This is a genomic window from Brevundimonas sp. AVps7 (genome assembly GCF_058681545.1).
Map to the genome: position 1 here is coordinate 1219148 of NZ_CM178742.1, position 13903 is coordinate 1233050.

Sequence of the window (13903 nt, forward strand, 5' to 3'; positions counted from 1 at the left end):
GGCAGCGACGTCCGCCGTTCATAGGGGATACGTTTCAAACGCGCCTGTCCCTCGACGATCGATGCATCGCGCCCACGACTTGATCCTCGTCTGCACGATCAGGCGTGTGCCGGGACCGTCGGATGTCCGCACCGAGTCCGCAAATGTCCTGACCACCAGCTTTGAACGGGATTTTTCGGCCACGAAAGGGGCTGTATGAATGTCATGTTTCTGGCGAAGGGCTAACTCTGCACCTGGCGCATGGCGGACCTGCCCGACCGGGTCGAAGCCAGACCCGGCGAACACCCTGCCGACCGCAGAAATTGCGACCGCGCCCGCCATTCAAGCCGCCCTTGGCCTGTCGACCCGACGAGGATCAAGCAGGCGGCGTCCCCCAAAGCCGTCCTTCCAGTTCACGAACTGGCTTAGGCTATCGACCTGGTCATCGTGGCGACCGTTGGGGAAGGACATCATCTCCTTGCGCAGGTCATCGAGCCAAGCCGCCGTCCGGGGCAGCAGGACCTTGCCGGAGTAGAGAGGTTCCGAGGCCGTCGCGAACCTCTCCGCCTTGCTCAACCGGGACGGGCCGGCGAGACGGATGCACCAGGGCGCATGGTGCTCAGGTTCGCTCAGTCTGCGGGTGTCACGCGACAGGCTGTCCAGGATCGCACGCCCCACCCCCGCCGCCTCGACGAGGATGACATCGGCCTGCCACCTGTTCCGCTCAAAACGAACTCTGGCCAGAAGGTCGGAATAGGCGAGGCGAACCCGGATCAGGTCGAGCAGCTTCCAGGCGGTGCCGTCGTTGCCCCAGACCGTCCCGACCGAATAGTCGGCGGTGGGCGACACCGTGTCGGCCGTGTCCCAACTGATGACCACCTTGTGCAGCAGCCGTCGGCCGTCGCGGGTCAGATAGTCGATGGGATCGTCGTCGTGGAACTGGATCCGGTCCCAACGGATGATGTCGCCATCGGCCGGCGTGGGGTTCTGCTGGTACTGGGCCTCGAAGGCCCGCGTCCCCAGGCCGACCCGGATCTCGTCCAGGACCGACATGGGCTCGCGGTCGGGGTTCAGCACATCGCCCATGCGGCGCACGTGCGTGCGGCCGCGTGTGAGCGGGATGATCTCGTCGCGGATGGCGATGGCGGGCAGGTCCAGATGCCGGTAGCCGCCCTTGTTGGTCAGGTGGGCCGAGACGTCATCCTCGTGCAGCCGCTGCTGGATGGCGATGACGGCCCCGGTCGCCTTGTCGTTCAGGCGGGTGAAGAGCGATTCATCGACGAACCGCTGCGCCTTGGCCCGGGCCTCCGGGTAGGAGGCGTCGGCGGCCTTCATCAGGTCGTCGATGATGATCAGATCGGCGCCGTAGCCGGTGACGGTCGATCCGACCGCCGTGGCGAACCGGAAGCCGCCCTGACGCGTCCTGACCTCGGTATCGGTGTCCCGGACGATCGAGGTCGCGGTAACCGGAAAGATCCGCCTGTACCAGGCCGAGGTGACCACCTTGCGGAAGTCCCGCGACAGGTTGGACGACAGCTCCTGGCCGTAGCTGGCGCAGATGATCTTGAAGGTCGGGTCCCGGCCCATCATCCATGCGGAGAAGGCCACCGTGGTCGCGATCGACTTCAGGTGGCGGGGCGGCACGGTAATCTGGAGACGCCGGTTGGAGCCGTCGGCAACTTCACTCAACGCCTGAATCATGGCCGAGAGATACCAGCCCCTGGCCAGGGCCACGCCGGGATTGAGGGCGGCGAAGGTCAGCTCCAGGAAGGCAGTGAAGTCGTCGCGGGCGCGAGTGAAGAGGAAGTCTTCGACGGGGATCGGGAGGGCTCTCAAAGCCCTCCCTCCGCGGCATGTTCCTGGACCAAAGCCTCGAAGATGGCGTTGCACTGGTCAGTGCTGAGTTCCGTCCTCTGTCCCGGTTCGCTGCCGTCGGGCGGCGGGACGGCCTGCCCCATCGCCTTGACCAGGAAGGCCAGGGCCCGCAGGTCGCCCTTGGCCGCCTTGTCGACCTGCTGGCGCACAGCCACCTCCGCCTTGGTCAGATAGACTCGACGGCCCTCGATCGTGACGGACACCCGGGTCTGCATGGCGTCGGACAGCAGGGTATGCAGATTGTGCGAGCCCCTGGGCCGGCCCTTCGGGTTCCCGGACTGGCCAGCCTTGAACCGCGTCGCCAGAGGTGGTCTGCCGTAGCCGACTTCATAGTCATCAGACATGAGCTATCTCCCTCAAGCGGCCAGACGGGTGCGGACCCGAACCCGGGGGGCGGGCAGGGTGATGATCTCGGCCGATGGGGGTGCCTCATCGACCAGCGCCGGAGATGTGGTTGAAAGCCTGCCGCGTTCGGCCCGGACCTCCCTGAACGTCTGGCCGGTCGAAGCCAGACGCGCCTCGCGGCCCGTGAATTCCTGCCAGCGGATAACCCCGACATCGACGTAGCGGGGGTCGAGTTCCGTGGCGAAGCCGCGCCTGCCGACGTTCTCCGCGGCGACGATCGTGGTGCCGCTGCCGCTGAAGAGATCCAGGACCGCGTCACCCCTGGCGGTGCAGTCGAGGATGGCATCGCGGACGAGCGCCAACGGCTTGACGGTCGGGTGCATCTCACGGGCCTTGGCCTTCGCCGCGCCGAACCCGTTGACCCCTTCATAGGTCCAGACGTTCGATCGGTCGCGCCCGTGCTTGCCCAGTTCGACACGGTTCAGGTGCGACGCGCCGGGCTTTCGGAACAGAAAGATCAGTTCGTGGCGGGAGCGGTAGAAGCTGCCCATGCCGCCTGCCTTCTTGTCCCAGACGATGAGGTTCAACCGGTCGAGTTTCACCGCGGCGGCCGCGGCGAGGGTGTGCTCCACATGTCGGTGATCAATACAGTAGTAGATGAGCCCGCCATTGATCAGGTTCTCGCTGGCCCGGTGCATCACCTGGGTCGAGAAGGCGGTGAACTCGTCGTCGGACATCTCGCCCGACGCCATGACGAACTCGCCATGCTTGCCGCCGCTGGTCACATGGCCGGCAATCGCCACATTGTAGGGCACGTCGGTGAAGACGACCCGGACCTGCTCTCCGTCAAGTAGCCGCTCGAAGCTGGCGGGATCGATGGCGTCGGCGCAGAGTAACCGACCGTCGCCCAGCTGCCAGAGGTCGCCGACCCGGCTGACCACCTGATCCGGCAGGGCAGGGATGGCATTCTCGCTGCGGTCGCCGCTCTCGCCGCCAAAGACGATGCTGTCGATCTTCGCCGAGGAGAAGCCTGTAAGCTCCAGGCTGAAGCTGAGGTCCATCCCCGAGAGCTCTTGCAGCTCGATCTTCAGCGTCTCGTTGTCCCAACCGGCGAGCTGGCCGAGCTGGTTCTCGGCGATGGCGAACACCCGCCGCTCGGCCTCGCTCAGGTGGGTGATGCGGATGCAGGGAACCTCGGTCATGCCGAGGAGGCGGGCGGCCTCGACCCGACCCTTCCCGCAGATGATCCGGTTGTCGGCGTCGATGGTGACCGGGATCAAGAAGCCGAACTGACGGATGCTGGCGGCCATCACTTCGATGACGCTCTTCTTGCGAATGCGAAGTTGGCGACTGCCGAGCACGAGCTCTGCAATGGGTATGACTTCCACCGCCAGGGCGACGGATGGAGGGATTTGCTGGGCTATGGTTTGGACGGGGTCGATCGTCATGATCAGATCTCCAGACAAGCAGGCGCAGGTTCGCAATCGCGCTGAGGCGTGCGGCGGACGCCGATATTGATGGGAACCTGTCGAATGCCCTGCGGGACGAAGCCCAGTGTTCTGCCGACAGCGTCGAACTAAGTCCGACTTTCGAAAGGTGGTGAGCCGCCCTTGAGTTAAGCAAGGACGCAGCGAATAAAATCGGCAAAACGCTTCTTCCGACTGGACTAGCGCTGCACAGGAAGCGGTAGTGATCGCGTTCCCGCCCGGCAGTCCGGGCTTGGCTCAGTAGGGCGCAACACCGCGCCCGTTGATCCAAGGAACGATCCTCATGCCCCGCAAGCCCAAGGCTGACGCCCCTGCCGTAGCCCAGCGCGCGCCGTCCAAACTCGATCGACTGACCGCCATCCTGCTCCGTCAAGATGGGGCTGACATGCCCACGATGATCGAGGCGACCGGCTGGCAGGCCCATTCGATCCGCGGAGCCATGGCCGGGGCGCTGAAGAAGAAGGGTCTCCTCGTCACGAGCGAGAAGACCGACGACCGACGTGTCTGGCGCATCACGGCAGCCGCGCCGCTCGAGGCGGCCTCTTAATGAGCGACTTGCGCGAACTCCTGGCAAGCCTCACGGCCATGGACGTCGATGCGCTTCGTGCAGTGTGGCGGGAGCGGCTCGGCGAGCCGCCCCCGGTGCGCTCCATCATTGTCCTCCGCGGCGCCCTGGCTGAAGCGCTTCAGGTCCAGGCCAGCGGCAAGCCCGCCGTCCTGGACCGGCGGCTATCCAGCGCGGCCAGCCAGCACCGGACGGGCAAGAAGCCGAAGCTGCGGGGTTCGTCCTTCCAGTCGGGCTCGACGCTCATCCGCGAGTGGCAGGGCGTGCGCCATGAGGTCGAGGTCCGGACCGACGGCTTCATCTGGCAGGGACAGAAGCATGCCAGCCTGTCCAAGGTGGCGCGTCTGATCACCGGCGTGCGCTGGAATGGTCCCCGGTTTTTCGGTCTGCGTGAAGGGGCCGCCGGATGAGCCAGCCTGGCCGCACCCTTCGCTGCGCGATCTATACGAGGAAGAGCACCGAGGAGGGGTTGGAGCAGGACTACAATTCGCTCCACGCCCAGCGCGACGCGTGCGCGGCCTACATCCTGTCCCAGACGGGCGAGGGCTGGACCATGTTGCCCGAGGTCTATGATGACGGAGGCTACAGCGGCGGCAACATGCAGCGGCCGGGCCTGACGCGCCTGCTCGCTGACGTGGACGCGGGTCTGATCGATGTGGTGGTCGTCTACAAGGTGGATCGCCTGACCCGCGCCCTGACGGACTTTTCCAGGATCGTCGATGTGCTCGACAAGGCCGGGGCCAGTTTCGTCAGCGTGACCCAGGCCTTCAACACAACGACCTCTATGGGTCGGCTGACGCTGAACGTGCTGCTGTCGTTCGCCCAGTTCGAGCGCGAGGTCACGGGGGAGCGGATCCGCGACAAGATCATGGCGTCCAAGAAGCTGGGCATGTGGATGGGCGGGGTGGTGCCCCTCGGATACGAGGCCGCAGGCCGGACGCTGACCATCAACGAAGCAGAGGCGAAGACCGTCCGCTGGATCTTCGAGCGGTACCTGGAACTCGGTTCGGTCCATGCGGTAATGCTTGAGCTTGAGGCGGCCGACGTCAGGTCGAAATCCCGTACGACCAAGGCGGGTGTCCAGAAGGGCGGCGTGATCATGGATCGGGGCGCGGTGTTCCACATCCTGCACAACCGGATCTACATCGGCGAGATCACCCACAAAGGTGCCAGCTATCCCGGCCAGCATCCGGCGATCGTCGACCGTGATCTGTTCGATGCGGCCCAGGCGATGCTCGCCGAGAATGACAAAAAGACCCGCGCGCCGGGTGAGGCGCGTCGGCCGCACAAGGGCGCACCGCTCAAAGGGCTGATCTTCGATTCCGCCGGCAACCGGATGACCCCGATGAAGGTCGCCGCGGCCGGCAAGCCGATCTACCGCTACTATGTCTCCAGCCCGCTGCAGATCGGCCGCCGCGAAGGGGTGGGATCACTGCCGCGCATCTCCGCTAATCTGATCGAGGAACTGATCGTCCAGCGACTGAATGAGCTGAAGCTCTGCGACCCGATCGACGCGGCTCCGGACTGGCTGGCGATCCGGAACCTGATCGATCGGGTCGAGGTGACCAGTGACGGCATCACCCTGCAGTTCGACGAAGCCATGCTCAATCTCGCCGTCCGTGACTTCTGCCCCCAGGCCCGAATCGCGATCGACCGTATTCGACGAAAGGGGGCCGCGCCGATACTGACCATCCCGGTCAGAATGGTGAAGCGCGGCGGCGCCAAGGTGGCCATCGGGCCAGACGGTCAATCCGCCATCCGAACAACGAAAAACGACCCGGCGCTCAGCGCCGCGCTGATTCGGGCCGAGGCCTGGAAGCGCCAACTACTCTCCGGCGAGGTCGCCTCTCTTAAAGAGATCGCCCGCGCTGAAAGCGTGACCCCCGCATATGCTCGGCGAGTGATCCGAACAGCCTTCCTGGCTCCGGATCTGAAGGCGGCGATTCTTGATGGACGCCAGCCATTCGGCCTCACCCTCGAGGCTCTGGTTCGCACCGAGATGCCGCTCGACTGGGAAGATCAGCGCCGGCTCTACGCCGCCTGATCGGCGCACGCGCCGATCCCTGATCCTCGTTCCGGACTTCCCTGTTCCGATGAAAAGCCTTCCCTGTTCGGTGCGAATGATTTCCCTGTTCCGGCCGCGGGAATTCTGACCAACACCATCCCAGCGATCCAGGTGTGGCGGGCATTTGCGGGCATATCGTCGTGCCGGTCAAACTGCGTTCAGACCGACTTTCCCTGTACTTCCCTGTTAACAGGCCGCGCCCCAACACCCGAAAGGGACCCGTCGCGAGGACGGCGGAGACACGGGCGGCCAAATGCCCGACGATCAGGCATGGGGCCTCGAACAGAGACCGGGTTCCGGTCTCCGGGGTCGAGCAAGGTGCGGTAATGTCGGGCAATATTCCCCGAGATCAGGGACACGGAAGCTATCCGTGAAGAGTGTGGCGGAGAGGGTGGGATTCGAACCCACGGTACCCTTCCAGGCACGCCGCATTTCGAGTGCGGTACATTCGACCACTCTGCCACCTCTCCGCGGGGCCGTAGTGCGCTTGGTCGACAGCGAGCGGCTTCTCTAATGGGGTGAGGCCTGCGCCGCAAGCGGGCGTGGACGATTTTCCGAATGAAGGCGGATCAGCGCAAGGCGGGGAGGGCGAGGCCGGGAGCCTGACCGTCGCGAGGACCGGCGCCGGTGAAGCGAAAAAGCTCGGCCGGGCGGCCGCCGGTACCGGTTGAATGGCGGCCAGTGGGCTCGACCAGGCCGGTGCGTTCGACGCCGCGACGGAAGTTCTGTTTGTGCAGGTTGAGGCCTACGACGGCCTCGGCGGCGGCCTGCAGGGCGGACAGGGTGAAGGTGTCGGGCGTCAGTTCGAACAGAACCGGGCGGTAGCGGAGTTTGCTGCGCAGACGCCCCAGACCCGTGGCGAGGATGCGGCGGTGGTCCGAGGCCATGGGGCGGTCGTGCAGGTCCAGCGGAGCAGCATCGTCGCGGTCGCGGGCGGCCTCGGCGACCAGGCCGGCTTCGTAGAGGAGTTCGTAGCGTTCGAGCACGCGGGTTTCATCCCAGCGGGCGGAAGCGGACGGGGCGAACAGAGCGTCGATGCGGTCGGCGCGCCGGGGATCGCCGCCGGCCCAGGTCTTCAAACAGTCGAAGATTTCATTGGTCGGTCCAGGCGTCGGCGCACGGCGGTCCTCCCACGGGAAGATTTCCAGGGCCGGGGTCCAGCGGGCGCCGGGCGGGGCCATGTCGACCGCGTCGGCGGTCAGGGCGAGGTAGCCGACGGAGACCTCGCGCTGGCGGTCCGGGCCGGGCGTTGGGCGGGGCGCTGCGCGACCGGCGTCGCCGAAGGTGTAGAGCTGTTCGACGAAGCCGAGACCGAAGCCTGTCTGAGCCGTCACGAAGGCCCGCAGGGCGCGTTCGAAGGTGCGGTCTTCTGCCGGATCGAATGGGCCGAACGGCAGCGCCAGCTCGCCTTCGGGCGTCTCGGTGGTCAGGACGCAGAGCTGACCGGAACGCAGGGCCATGACGACGGCGGAAAGGCCGATGCGGACGCCGTGCTCCCCGCCCCAGGACATGGCGCTATTCCGTGTGCCAGGCGTCGGCGGCGGGCAGGATGCCCACGGCCTCGGCGAGGATGCGGTAGCGCTCCAGATAGCGCTGCTGGGCGATCGGGGCGGGCAGGGGATCGATAACCAGGTCATAGCCCGGAGGGGGCGAGCCGAAGAAGCCGAGCGACTCGGTCTTGTTGAAGCCGGCCAGTTGGGTGGCTTCGAAGTAGGCGCAGGCTCTGTCGGCGCTCTTGATGAGCTTCTTGATGGGCAGGGGCGTCTTGGGCGGGAGGCCGAAGCGGACGTGGATGGCGTCTTCGAGACGGGCTTCGAACGACTTGTAGCTGACGCCCAGCGCAGCCTTGAAGGGCGAGATCATGTCGCCGATGACGTATTCGGAGGCGTCGTGGAGCAGGGCGGCCAGACGCCATTTCGGCTCCAGACCCGGCTTGATGTGGGCGGCGATCTCTTCGACGACGCAGGAGTGCTGGGCGACCGAGAAGGCGTGTTCACCGATGGTCTGACCGTTCCAGCGGGCCACGCGGGCCAGGCCGTGGGCGATGTCCTCGATCTCGATGTCGAAGGGCGAGGGGTCGAGCAGGTCGAGGCGGCGGCCGGACAGCATGCGCTGCCAGGCGCGGGGCGCGGGCGGCGCCTTTGAAGCGCGGGGGGAGCCGCGAGAGGAAGGGGCAGAGGCCAAGACGGAGATCCAGACGGCGAACGGCAGGTCAGGTGACCCATCCTCGCCGCCGGATCAAGCGTGAGGGCGCCTATTCGCCGACGTTGAGGGTGACGAGGTCCTTGGCGGAGTCGAAGACGCCGTCGCTGTCGCGGTCCTTGGCGCGGACCGTGGCGATGACGATCGGGCCGCCGACGGGGCCGCGCGCTTCGAAGCCGACCAGTCGCCAGCCTTGGTCGGCGGGGGTGCGATCGGTCAGCATATAGGTTCGGCGGGTGGCTTCGCCGGGGGCGCTGGTGCGGATTTCGGCGGCGTCGTCGTGGGCCTGGATGCTGACACTCTCGTCGGAAGAGCTGATGTCGACAGTGTCTCCCGAGTCGTCCGCATTGATGGAGAAGCCGCCGATGCGGACGCTGGCCTTGTCGCCGTCGGCGTCGACGCTCATGCCCGGCAGGCGGACTCGGGCGCGGTCGCCCTCGGCGTCGATCGCCATGCCCGGCGCGCGAACATGGGCGCTGTCGGCAGCATCGGCGGCTGCATTGGCTTCGGCTGCAGCTGCAGCTGCGTCGGCTTCGGCCGCCGCCACGTCGGCCTGGGCGCGTGCGGCGTCCGCCGAGGCTTCGGCGCGGTCCGCTTCGGCGGAGGCGCTATGGAGCTCGGCCATTGTGTGCGGCATGTCGGCCGAGAGCGTATTCTCGAAGCGCTGGAGCACCGCGTCGACGGTCTGGTCGCTGAGGGCGATCAGTTGCAGGGTCACCTCGGCGCCGCGGGGGCCGCTGTAGAGGCAGGTGGCGCCGCCGGCGTGGGCCGTTCCCTTGCGGGTCAGGACGCCGATGGTCTCAGGGCACTGGAGGGTGTCGATGACCTTCAGCACCCCCTTGCCGCTGGTGTCGGTGGTGGTCGAGGAGATGCGCACGGATTCGCCGTCGCAGGCTGCCGTCAACAGGCAAGCGGTGCAGATGGTGGCGAGAAGCAGTCGCATCAAACGGGTTCCTCTTCAGTTCGTCATCTTGAACAGTAGCCGTCACTATTCCAGTGAAATCGCGGTAATCGATCTGACGATATCTGTCCGTCGGATGACCGGATTGCGTCGTTTCTCAAACGCCGGGGCGTGAGCCCTCGCGACGATTGAGGAAGGCAAGGCGCTCGAACAGATGCACATCCTGTTCGTTCTTCAGCAGGGCGCCGTGCAGGGGCGGGATCAGTTTGTTGGGCGAGGTCTCGCGCAGGGTCTCGGGCTGGACGTCGTCGACCATGAGCAGCTTCAGCCAGTCCAGCAGTTCGGAGGTGGAGGGTTTCTTCTTCAGGCCCGGCGTGTCGCGGATCTCGTAGAAGGTCTTCAGCGCTTCAGACACCAGCCGGGGTTTGATGCCGGGGAAGTGGACCGCGATGATCGCCTTCATCGTCTCGTCGTCGGGGAAGCGAATGTAGTGGAAGAAGCAGCGGCGCAGGAAGGCGTCGGGCAGCTCTTTTTCATTGTTCGAAGTGATGACCACGATCGGGCGGACCTCGGCGCGGATCGTCTCGTCCGTCTCGTGGACGTAGAACTCCATCCGATCGAGCTCCTGCAGGAGGTCGTTGGGGAACTCGATATCGGCCTTGTCGATCTCGTCGATCAGCAGGATGGGCCGGACGGGGGAGGTGAAGGCTTCCCACAGCTTGCCGGGCTTGAGGTAGTTGCGAACATCGTGGACGCGCTCCTCACCCAGCTGGGAGTCCCTCAGACGGCTGACGGCGTCGTACTCATACAGGCCGTTGTGGGCCTTGGTGGTCGACTTGATGTGCCAAGTGATCAGCGGGGCGTTCAACGCCCGGGCCATCTCATAGGCCAGGACCGTCTTCCCGGTGCCGGGCTCGCCCTTGATCAGAAGGGGGCGTTCCAGGGCGACTGCGGCGTTGACCGCGATCTTCAGGTCCTGGGTGGCGATATAGTTCGAGGTGCCCTCGAACCGGTCAGTCGGCCGCGACATCGGATGCTCCGGTGGTTTGCGAACCACGACTACCGATGGCGCGGCCGGTTAACAACGATCAGTTTCAGGTGATCCGCTTGGCCGAGACGGGGTCGCTGGCCGGGAAGGTCTCTTCGATGCCCTCATCGACCAGGGCTTCCTGACGATCCTCGGCATCGCCGTGCTTCTCGTTCAGCTGATCGGGCTTGCCTTCCAGACGGTCTGTGCGGCGGGCGTGCGGCGTGTCGGTGTCATGATCGGGATCACGCGGCTTGCCGGTCGGGGGATTAGCGTCGCTCATTTGTTCTCTCCTTCGGGGCCGTAGCCCAGATCTGCAATGTCGTCGTCGGACAGGGTTTTGGCCTCCCAGTGGGCGGCGCTGGCCTGGGCGCCCCGGACGTCCTCCATCAGGCCGGCATAGACCAGCTCGACCTCGCCCTCGCCGGGTTCGTCGACGCCGAGGTCCAGTTCGTTGATGCGCGTTCCGTCGGCGCCATACTGGGCGTCGGCTTCCGGATCGACCCCGTCGGCCCCGAGCGTGTCGTCGAGGTCCTGATCGTCCTCGTCGAACTCCTCCTCATCGGCGTCGCCGTCGGCGGTCGTGACGTCGAGGACCTCGGGCATTTCCTCGAAGGTCTTGAACTCGTTGGTGACGCCGCCGGTCTCGGAGGCGTCATTGTTGTCTTCGTCGAAAGCCTCGGACTGGTCGATGTCGGGCATGGTCGCCTCCCTGTTGTGAAGGTTCAACGCCGTGGCTTTGCCGCGCGTTCCGCTACGTCGGGCAGCCATCATCGCTCTTCCGCTGTGAACGGGTCGGGGAAGTGGACGGAGCCTGGGCGGTCGCCCGGAACCGATGTGGCCCCCTGCTTTCGCGTTACGGGGACCGGATGAGAATTTTCGGCTCGCGCCGGGGCTCCGTCGCGACCGGTTCACGCGAGCGGCCGGTGACGGGCTTCGTGCAGCCTGTGAGGTTTTCGTCGTTTTCGACCCCCACGCTTTGCGCCGCTTAAACCCAGTCCGACCTCGGCCCGCGACGGGCGGAGGGCGTCAGGTCCCTCCGGGCTCCACGGTTTGTCACCCCATGGACAGTCCTGCATCAGCGCCGGTTCGTGCCTCCACAGATCCAGGTTCAACGCCAGATCAGGGTCCTCGGCCGCGCGCAGCGATACAGTTTGGCTGCTTCGCGCCGCCCTTTGGGTCCCGCTCGATCGCGCCCCGCCGCACGTCCGGGTCCTGGGCCCAGGACGCCTTCCCCCTGCGACGGGACGGACACAGTGTAAGCCCGGCCCGGGAGGGGGCGCACATAAAGGCTCTAAATAGAGCCGGGCGTTGAAATCGTTGAGGTTCTGGGACGATGTGTTGATGGGTATGGGGGTGTCTTTCCTTCTCCCCTTGCGGGAGAAGGTGGCCGCGAAGCGGACGGATGAGGGGTCGCGCAGACGGGTGACGGGGGGTGGAGGGGCTCAACGGAACCTCCGGTGCGACCCCTCACCCGATCGCGCAAGGACGACGGCTATCGCCGCCGTACGCGATCTCCCTCTCCCGCAAGGGGGAGAGGGGCGGAAATCAGCCGACCTCGGCCTCCAGAGCCGCCCTCACTTCCGCGATCGCCCTTGGCCAGCCGTCGAAGCCGCCGGTCGCGAAGGTGCGGACACGGGGGTAGAAGGGGTAGCGATCGGTATTCAGCAGGTGCCAGTCGTCCGCAGCGTGGATCAGCCAGGTCCGGGCGCCCGTCGCGGCCGCAAGGTTGGTGCCGGCGATGCCCGGGCCGATGACGAGGTCCAGCGCGTTCGACAGGGCGGCCAGATCGTCGAGGTCGTCCTTCAGATTGATGGGCGGGGTCCAGATCTTCACCCCGGCGGCCACGGCGGCGGCGAGGTCCTGGGTGACGTCGCCGCACTGCAGGTTGACCATGATGCAGCCGGGCGCCGTCAGGACCGGCTCCCAGCGCTCGAAGCTGGAGAAGTAGCGGGCCCGCACCCCGGTCAGCACCAGGCTCTTCCAGTGCAGGCCGACCTTGAAGCCCGGGCCCAGTTTCTCGAGTTCGGTTTTCCAGTGGGCGACCCGGTCGGGATCGGGTGTCAGATAGCCGTCGCGGTCGGGGAAGGCGGCGATCTCCTGACGATAGACCGCGCTGAGGCTGGCCATCGGGGTCCAGCAGTCGGCCTTGCCGTCGGTCTCGCCGACCTCCTCCATGAAGGGGCAGTAGCGGGTCAGGCGCCCTTCGATCCGCACCGCCCGGTGCCCGCCGACGAGGGCCGTGGGGAAGGAGCGCTGGTAGAGATCGACCAGCCGGGGCTCGACGGCGATGAAGACCTTGCCCTCCGGGCCGACCGCCGAGATCACGTCAGGCAGGCAGGCGCCGAACACCATCTCGTCGGCGATACCCTGTTCGCCGACGACCACCAGACGTTTGCCGCGGATGTCTTCGGTCAGGGGATCCCAGCGCGGGGCATCGACGACGACGTGCATCGCCTCGGGCATTTCGGGATCGAGCCGGACCTCATAGGCTTCGAAGCCCTCCTTGAGCCGCCCCAGGCCCATCAGGGTCATGGCCCGCGCCATTCGCATCATGGCGTGTTCGTAGGGGCTCTCGGCGCCCTTCAGGGCTTCATCCAGATCGGCGAGCGCCTGTTCCGCCTGACCGAGCGGCTGGAGCGCATTGGCGCGGTTGTAGCGGGCCTTGGCGAAGGCGGGATCGATGCGCAGCGCCTCGTCGAAGAAGGTCAGGGACTCCTTCATCTGCCCCTGGTCGCTGAGGACGGTGCCCAGCGTGTTCCACAGGGTCGGATCGGCCTGTTCGATCTGGATCAGGTCTCGCAGGGTGTCGATGGCTTCCTGATAGCGCTTCTGGTCGCGCAGGACGCAGGCCAGGTTGTTGGTGCCCTCGACATGGCCGGGCTGGACCAGCAGGAACTTCCGCAGGAGCTTCTCGGCGATGTCGAGATGGCCCAGACGCGCGGCCAGCCGGGACAGATCGTGGGCGATGTTCGCGTCCTCGGGCAGGATGCGCAGGGCGGCGTCATAGGCGTTGAGCGCCTCGGACAGGTGGCCTGACTTCTCGCGGCAGATGGCCAGGACGTGCCAGACCAGACCGTTCTCTTCGTCGATCTGCAGCAGGGCGAGGCAACGGCGCGCGCCGGCGTCGTAGTCGCCGACCCGGATCGAGGCGAGTGCGGCCTTCAGCGATTCGATCGCCTTCCTCTGGGCCTTGAGGTTCGCGCCCTTCTTGTCAGCCAGGGCGTGCGACAGCCGCCGGATGGCGGCGGGAGAGGCGGCGTCGCCGGTCGCGTCCTGGGCCGTCGGGACATGGCCGTGGACCAGTTCGGAAGGCGATGTATCGACGACGGGCATGACGATCTCGGCGTGGGATAAGGCTGATAAGGGGCAATACGGCCATGCTCTAGAACACATGGTTAACCACGGCTGTTTAGCCTGCGTCAGTCACCGCACGGCTATGTCGGAGCCTCGCGGA

At 66.2% G+C, this 13903-nt stretch carries 13 protein-coding genes and 1 tRNA gene; 3 read left to right on the forward strand and 11 right to left on the reverse strand.

The genetic code is table 11. The annotated features are described in order from the left end of the window. Nucleotides 1-321: 321 nt before the first annotated feature. The 3 genes from ACW17Y_RS05885 to ACW17Y_RS05895 are packed head-to-tail and all read right to left on the reverse strand — an operon-like array spanning nucleotide 322 to nucleotide 3647. Nucleotides 322-1815, reverse strand: a complete 1494-nt coding sequence (locus ACW17Y_RS05885; protein ID WP_492037841.1) for a phage terminase large subunit family protein — start codon at nucleotides 1813-1815, stop codon at nucleotides 322-324. Continuing rightward, nucleotides 1812-2198 carry a DUF5681 domain-containing protein gene (locus tag ACW17Y_RS05890; RefSeq protein WP_492037842.1) on the reverse strand — a complete coding sequence of 129 codons (387 nt, stop codon included), beginning with the start codon at nucleotides 2196-2198 and terminating at the stop codon, nucleotides 1812-1814. Before ACW17Y_RS05890 ends, ACW17Y_RS05885 begins: the two co-directional genes overlap by 4 nt. Nucleotides 2199-2210: 12 nt before the next feature. Next, nucleotides 2211-3647: a site-specific DNA-methyltransferase gene (locus tag ACW17Y_RS05895; RefSeq protein WP_492037843.1), complete on the reverse strand. Its 1437-nt coding sequence runs from the start codon at nucleotides 3645-3647 to the stop codon at nucleotides 2211-2213. Nucleotides 3648-3969: 322 nt separating this feature from the next. Between ACW17Y_RS05895 and ACW17Y_RS05900 the strand changes: the two genes are divergently transcribed. The 3 genes from ACW17Y_RS05900 to ACW17Y_RS05910 are packed head-to-tail and all read left to right on the forward strand — an operon-like array spanning nucleotide 3970 to nucleotide 6295. After that, nucleotides 3970-4233, forward strand: coding sequence for a DUF3489 domain-containing protein (locus ACW17Y_RS05900; protein ID WP_492037844.1), 264 nt, complete (start codon nucleotides 3970-3972; stop codon nucleotides 4231-4233). Then, nucleotides 4233-4661, forward strand: a complete 429-nt coding sequence (locus ACW17Y_RS05905; RefSeq protein WP_492037845.1) for a DUF2924 domain-containing protein — start codon at nucleotides 4233-4235, stop codon at nucleotides 4659-4661. The genes ACW17Y_RS05900 and ACW17Y_RS05905 overlap by 1 nt, the downstream gene beginning before the upstream one ends. Further along, on the forward strand, nucleotides 4658-6295 hold the full coding sequence (locus tag ACW17Y_RS05910) for a recombinase family protein (protein ID WP_492037846.1): 1638 nt from the start codon (nucleotides 4658-4660) through the stop codon (nucleotides 6293-6295). The genes ACW17Y_RS05905 and ACW17Y_RS05910 overlap by 4 nt, the downstream gene beginning before the upstream one ends. A 401-nt stretch (nucleotides 6296-6696) precedes the next feature. On the opposite strand, the gene ACW17Y_RS05915 is transcribed toward ACW17Y_RS05910, so the two are convergent. From ACW17Y_RS05915 to ACW17Y_RS05950, 8 genes are all read right to left on the reverse strand, one after another. Further along, a tRNA-Ser gene (locus ACW17Y_RS05915) sits at nucleotides 6697-6786 on the reverse strand. Between the two features lie 99 nt (nucleotides 6787-6885). Further along, complete coding sequence (locus ACW17Y_RS05920; RefSeq protein ID WP_492037847.1) at nucleotides 6886-7827, reverse strand: NUDIX hydrolase; 942 nt, start codon at nucleotides 7825-7827, stop codon at nucleotides 6886-6888. Between the two features lie 4 nt (nucleotides 7828-7831). Further along, nucleotides 7832-8425, reverse strand: coding sequence for a YfbR-like 5'-deoxynucleotidase (locus ACW17Y_RS05925; RefSeq protein WP_428152609.1), 594 nt, complete (start codon nucleotides 8423-8425; stop codon nucleotides 7832-7834). Nucleotides 8426-8570: 145 nt separating this feature from the next. Next, the gene (locus ACW17Y_RS05930; protein ID WP_492037848.1) at nucleotides 8571-9461 is read right to left on the reverse strand and encodes a methyltransferase type 11; all 891 of its coding nucleotides are present in this window, start codon (nucleotides 9459-9461) and stop codon (nucleotides 8571-8573) included. 115 nt (nucleotides 9462-9576) lie between these two features. Next, nucleotides 9577-10449, reverse strand: a complete 873-nt coding sequence (locus ACW17Y_RS05935; RefSeq protein ID WP_492037849.1) for an AAA family ATPase — start codon at nucleotides 10447-10449, stop codon at nucleotides 9577-9579. 64 nt (nucleotides 10450-10513) lie between these two features. Further along, nucleotides 10514-10729 carry a hypothetical protein gene (locus ACW17Y_RS05940; RefSeq protein ID WP_492037850.1) on the reverse strand — a complete coding sequence of 72 codons (216 nt, stop codon included), beginning with the start codon at nucleotides 10727-10729 and terminating at the stop codon, nucleotides 10514-10516. Continuing rightward, on the reverse strand, nucleotides 10726-11148 hold the full coding sequence (locus ACW17Y_RS05945) for a hypothetical protein (protein ID WP_492037851.1): 423 nt from the start codon (nucleotides 11146-11148) through the stop codon (nucleotides 10726-10728). The genes ACW17Y_RS05940 and ACW17Y_RS05945 overlap by 4 nt, the downstream gene beginning before the upstream one ends. 846 nt (nucleotides 11149-11994) lie before the next feature. Beyond that, nucleotides 11995-13782: a tetratricopeptide repeat protein gene (locus ACW17Y_RS05950; protein ID WP_492037852.1), complete on the reverse strand. Its 1788-nt coding sequence runs from the start codon at nucleotides 13780-13782 to the stop codon at nucleotides 11995-11997. Nucleotides 13783-13903: the final 121 nt, after the last annotated feature.

Coding starts and splice junctions, on each gene's coding strand:
- ACW17Y_RS05890 (WP_492037842.1), bottom strand. CDS start 2,198: ATGTCTGATGACTATGAAGTCGGCTACGGCAGACCACCTCTGGCGACG.
- ACW17Y_RS05895 (WP_492037843.1), bottom strand. CDS start 3,647: ATGACGATCGACCCCGTCCAAACCATAGCCCAGCAAATCCCTCCATCC.
- ACW17Y_RS05900 (WP_492037844.1), top strand. CDS start 3,970: ATGCCCCGCAAGCCCAAGGCTGACGCCCCTGCCGTAGCCCAGCGCGCG.
- ACW17Y_RS05905 (WP_492037845.1), top strand. CDS start 4,233: ATGAGCGACTTGCGCGAACTCCTGGCAAGCCTCACGGCCATGGACGTC.
- ACW17Y_RS05910 (WP_492037846.1), top strand. CDS start 4,658: ATGAGCCAGCCTGGCCGCACCCTTCGCTGCGCGATCTATACGAGGAAG.
- ACW17Y_RS05920 (WP_492037847.1), bottom strand. CDS start 7,827: ATGTCCTGGGGCGGGGAGCACGGCGTCCGCATCGGCCTTTCCGCCGTC.
- ACW17Y_RS05925 (WP_428152609.1), bottom strand. CDS start 8,425: ATGCTGTCCGGCCGCCGCCTCGACCTGCTCGACCCCTCGCCCTTCGAC.
- ACW17Y_RS05930 (WP_492037848.1), bottom strand. CDS start 9,461: ATGCGACTGCTTCTCGCCACCATCTGCACCGCTTGCCTGTTGACGGCA.
- ACW17Y_RS05935 (WP_492037849.1), bottom strand. CDS start 10,449: ATGTCGCGGCCGACTGACCGGTTCGAGGGCACCTCGAACTATATCGCC.
- ACW17Y_RS05940 (WP_492037850.1), bottom strand. CDS start 10,729: ATGAGCGACGCTAATCCCCCGACCGGCAAGCCGCGTGATCCCGATCAT.
- ACW17Y_RS05945 (WP_492037851.1), bottom strand. CDS start 11,148: ATGCCCGACATCGACCAGTCCGAGGCTTTCGACGAAGACAACAATGAC.
- ACW17Y_RS05950 (WP_492037852.1), bottom strand. CDS start 13,782: ATGCCCGTCGTCGATACATCGCCTTCCGAACTGGTCCACGGCCATGTC.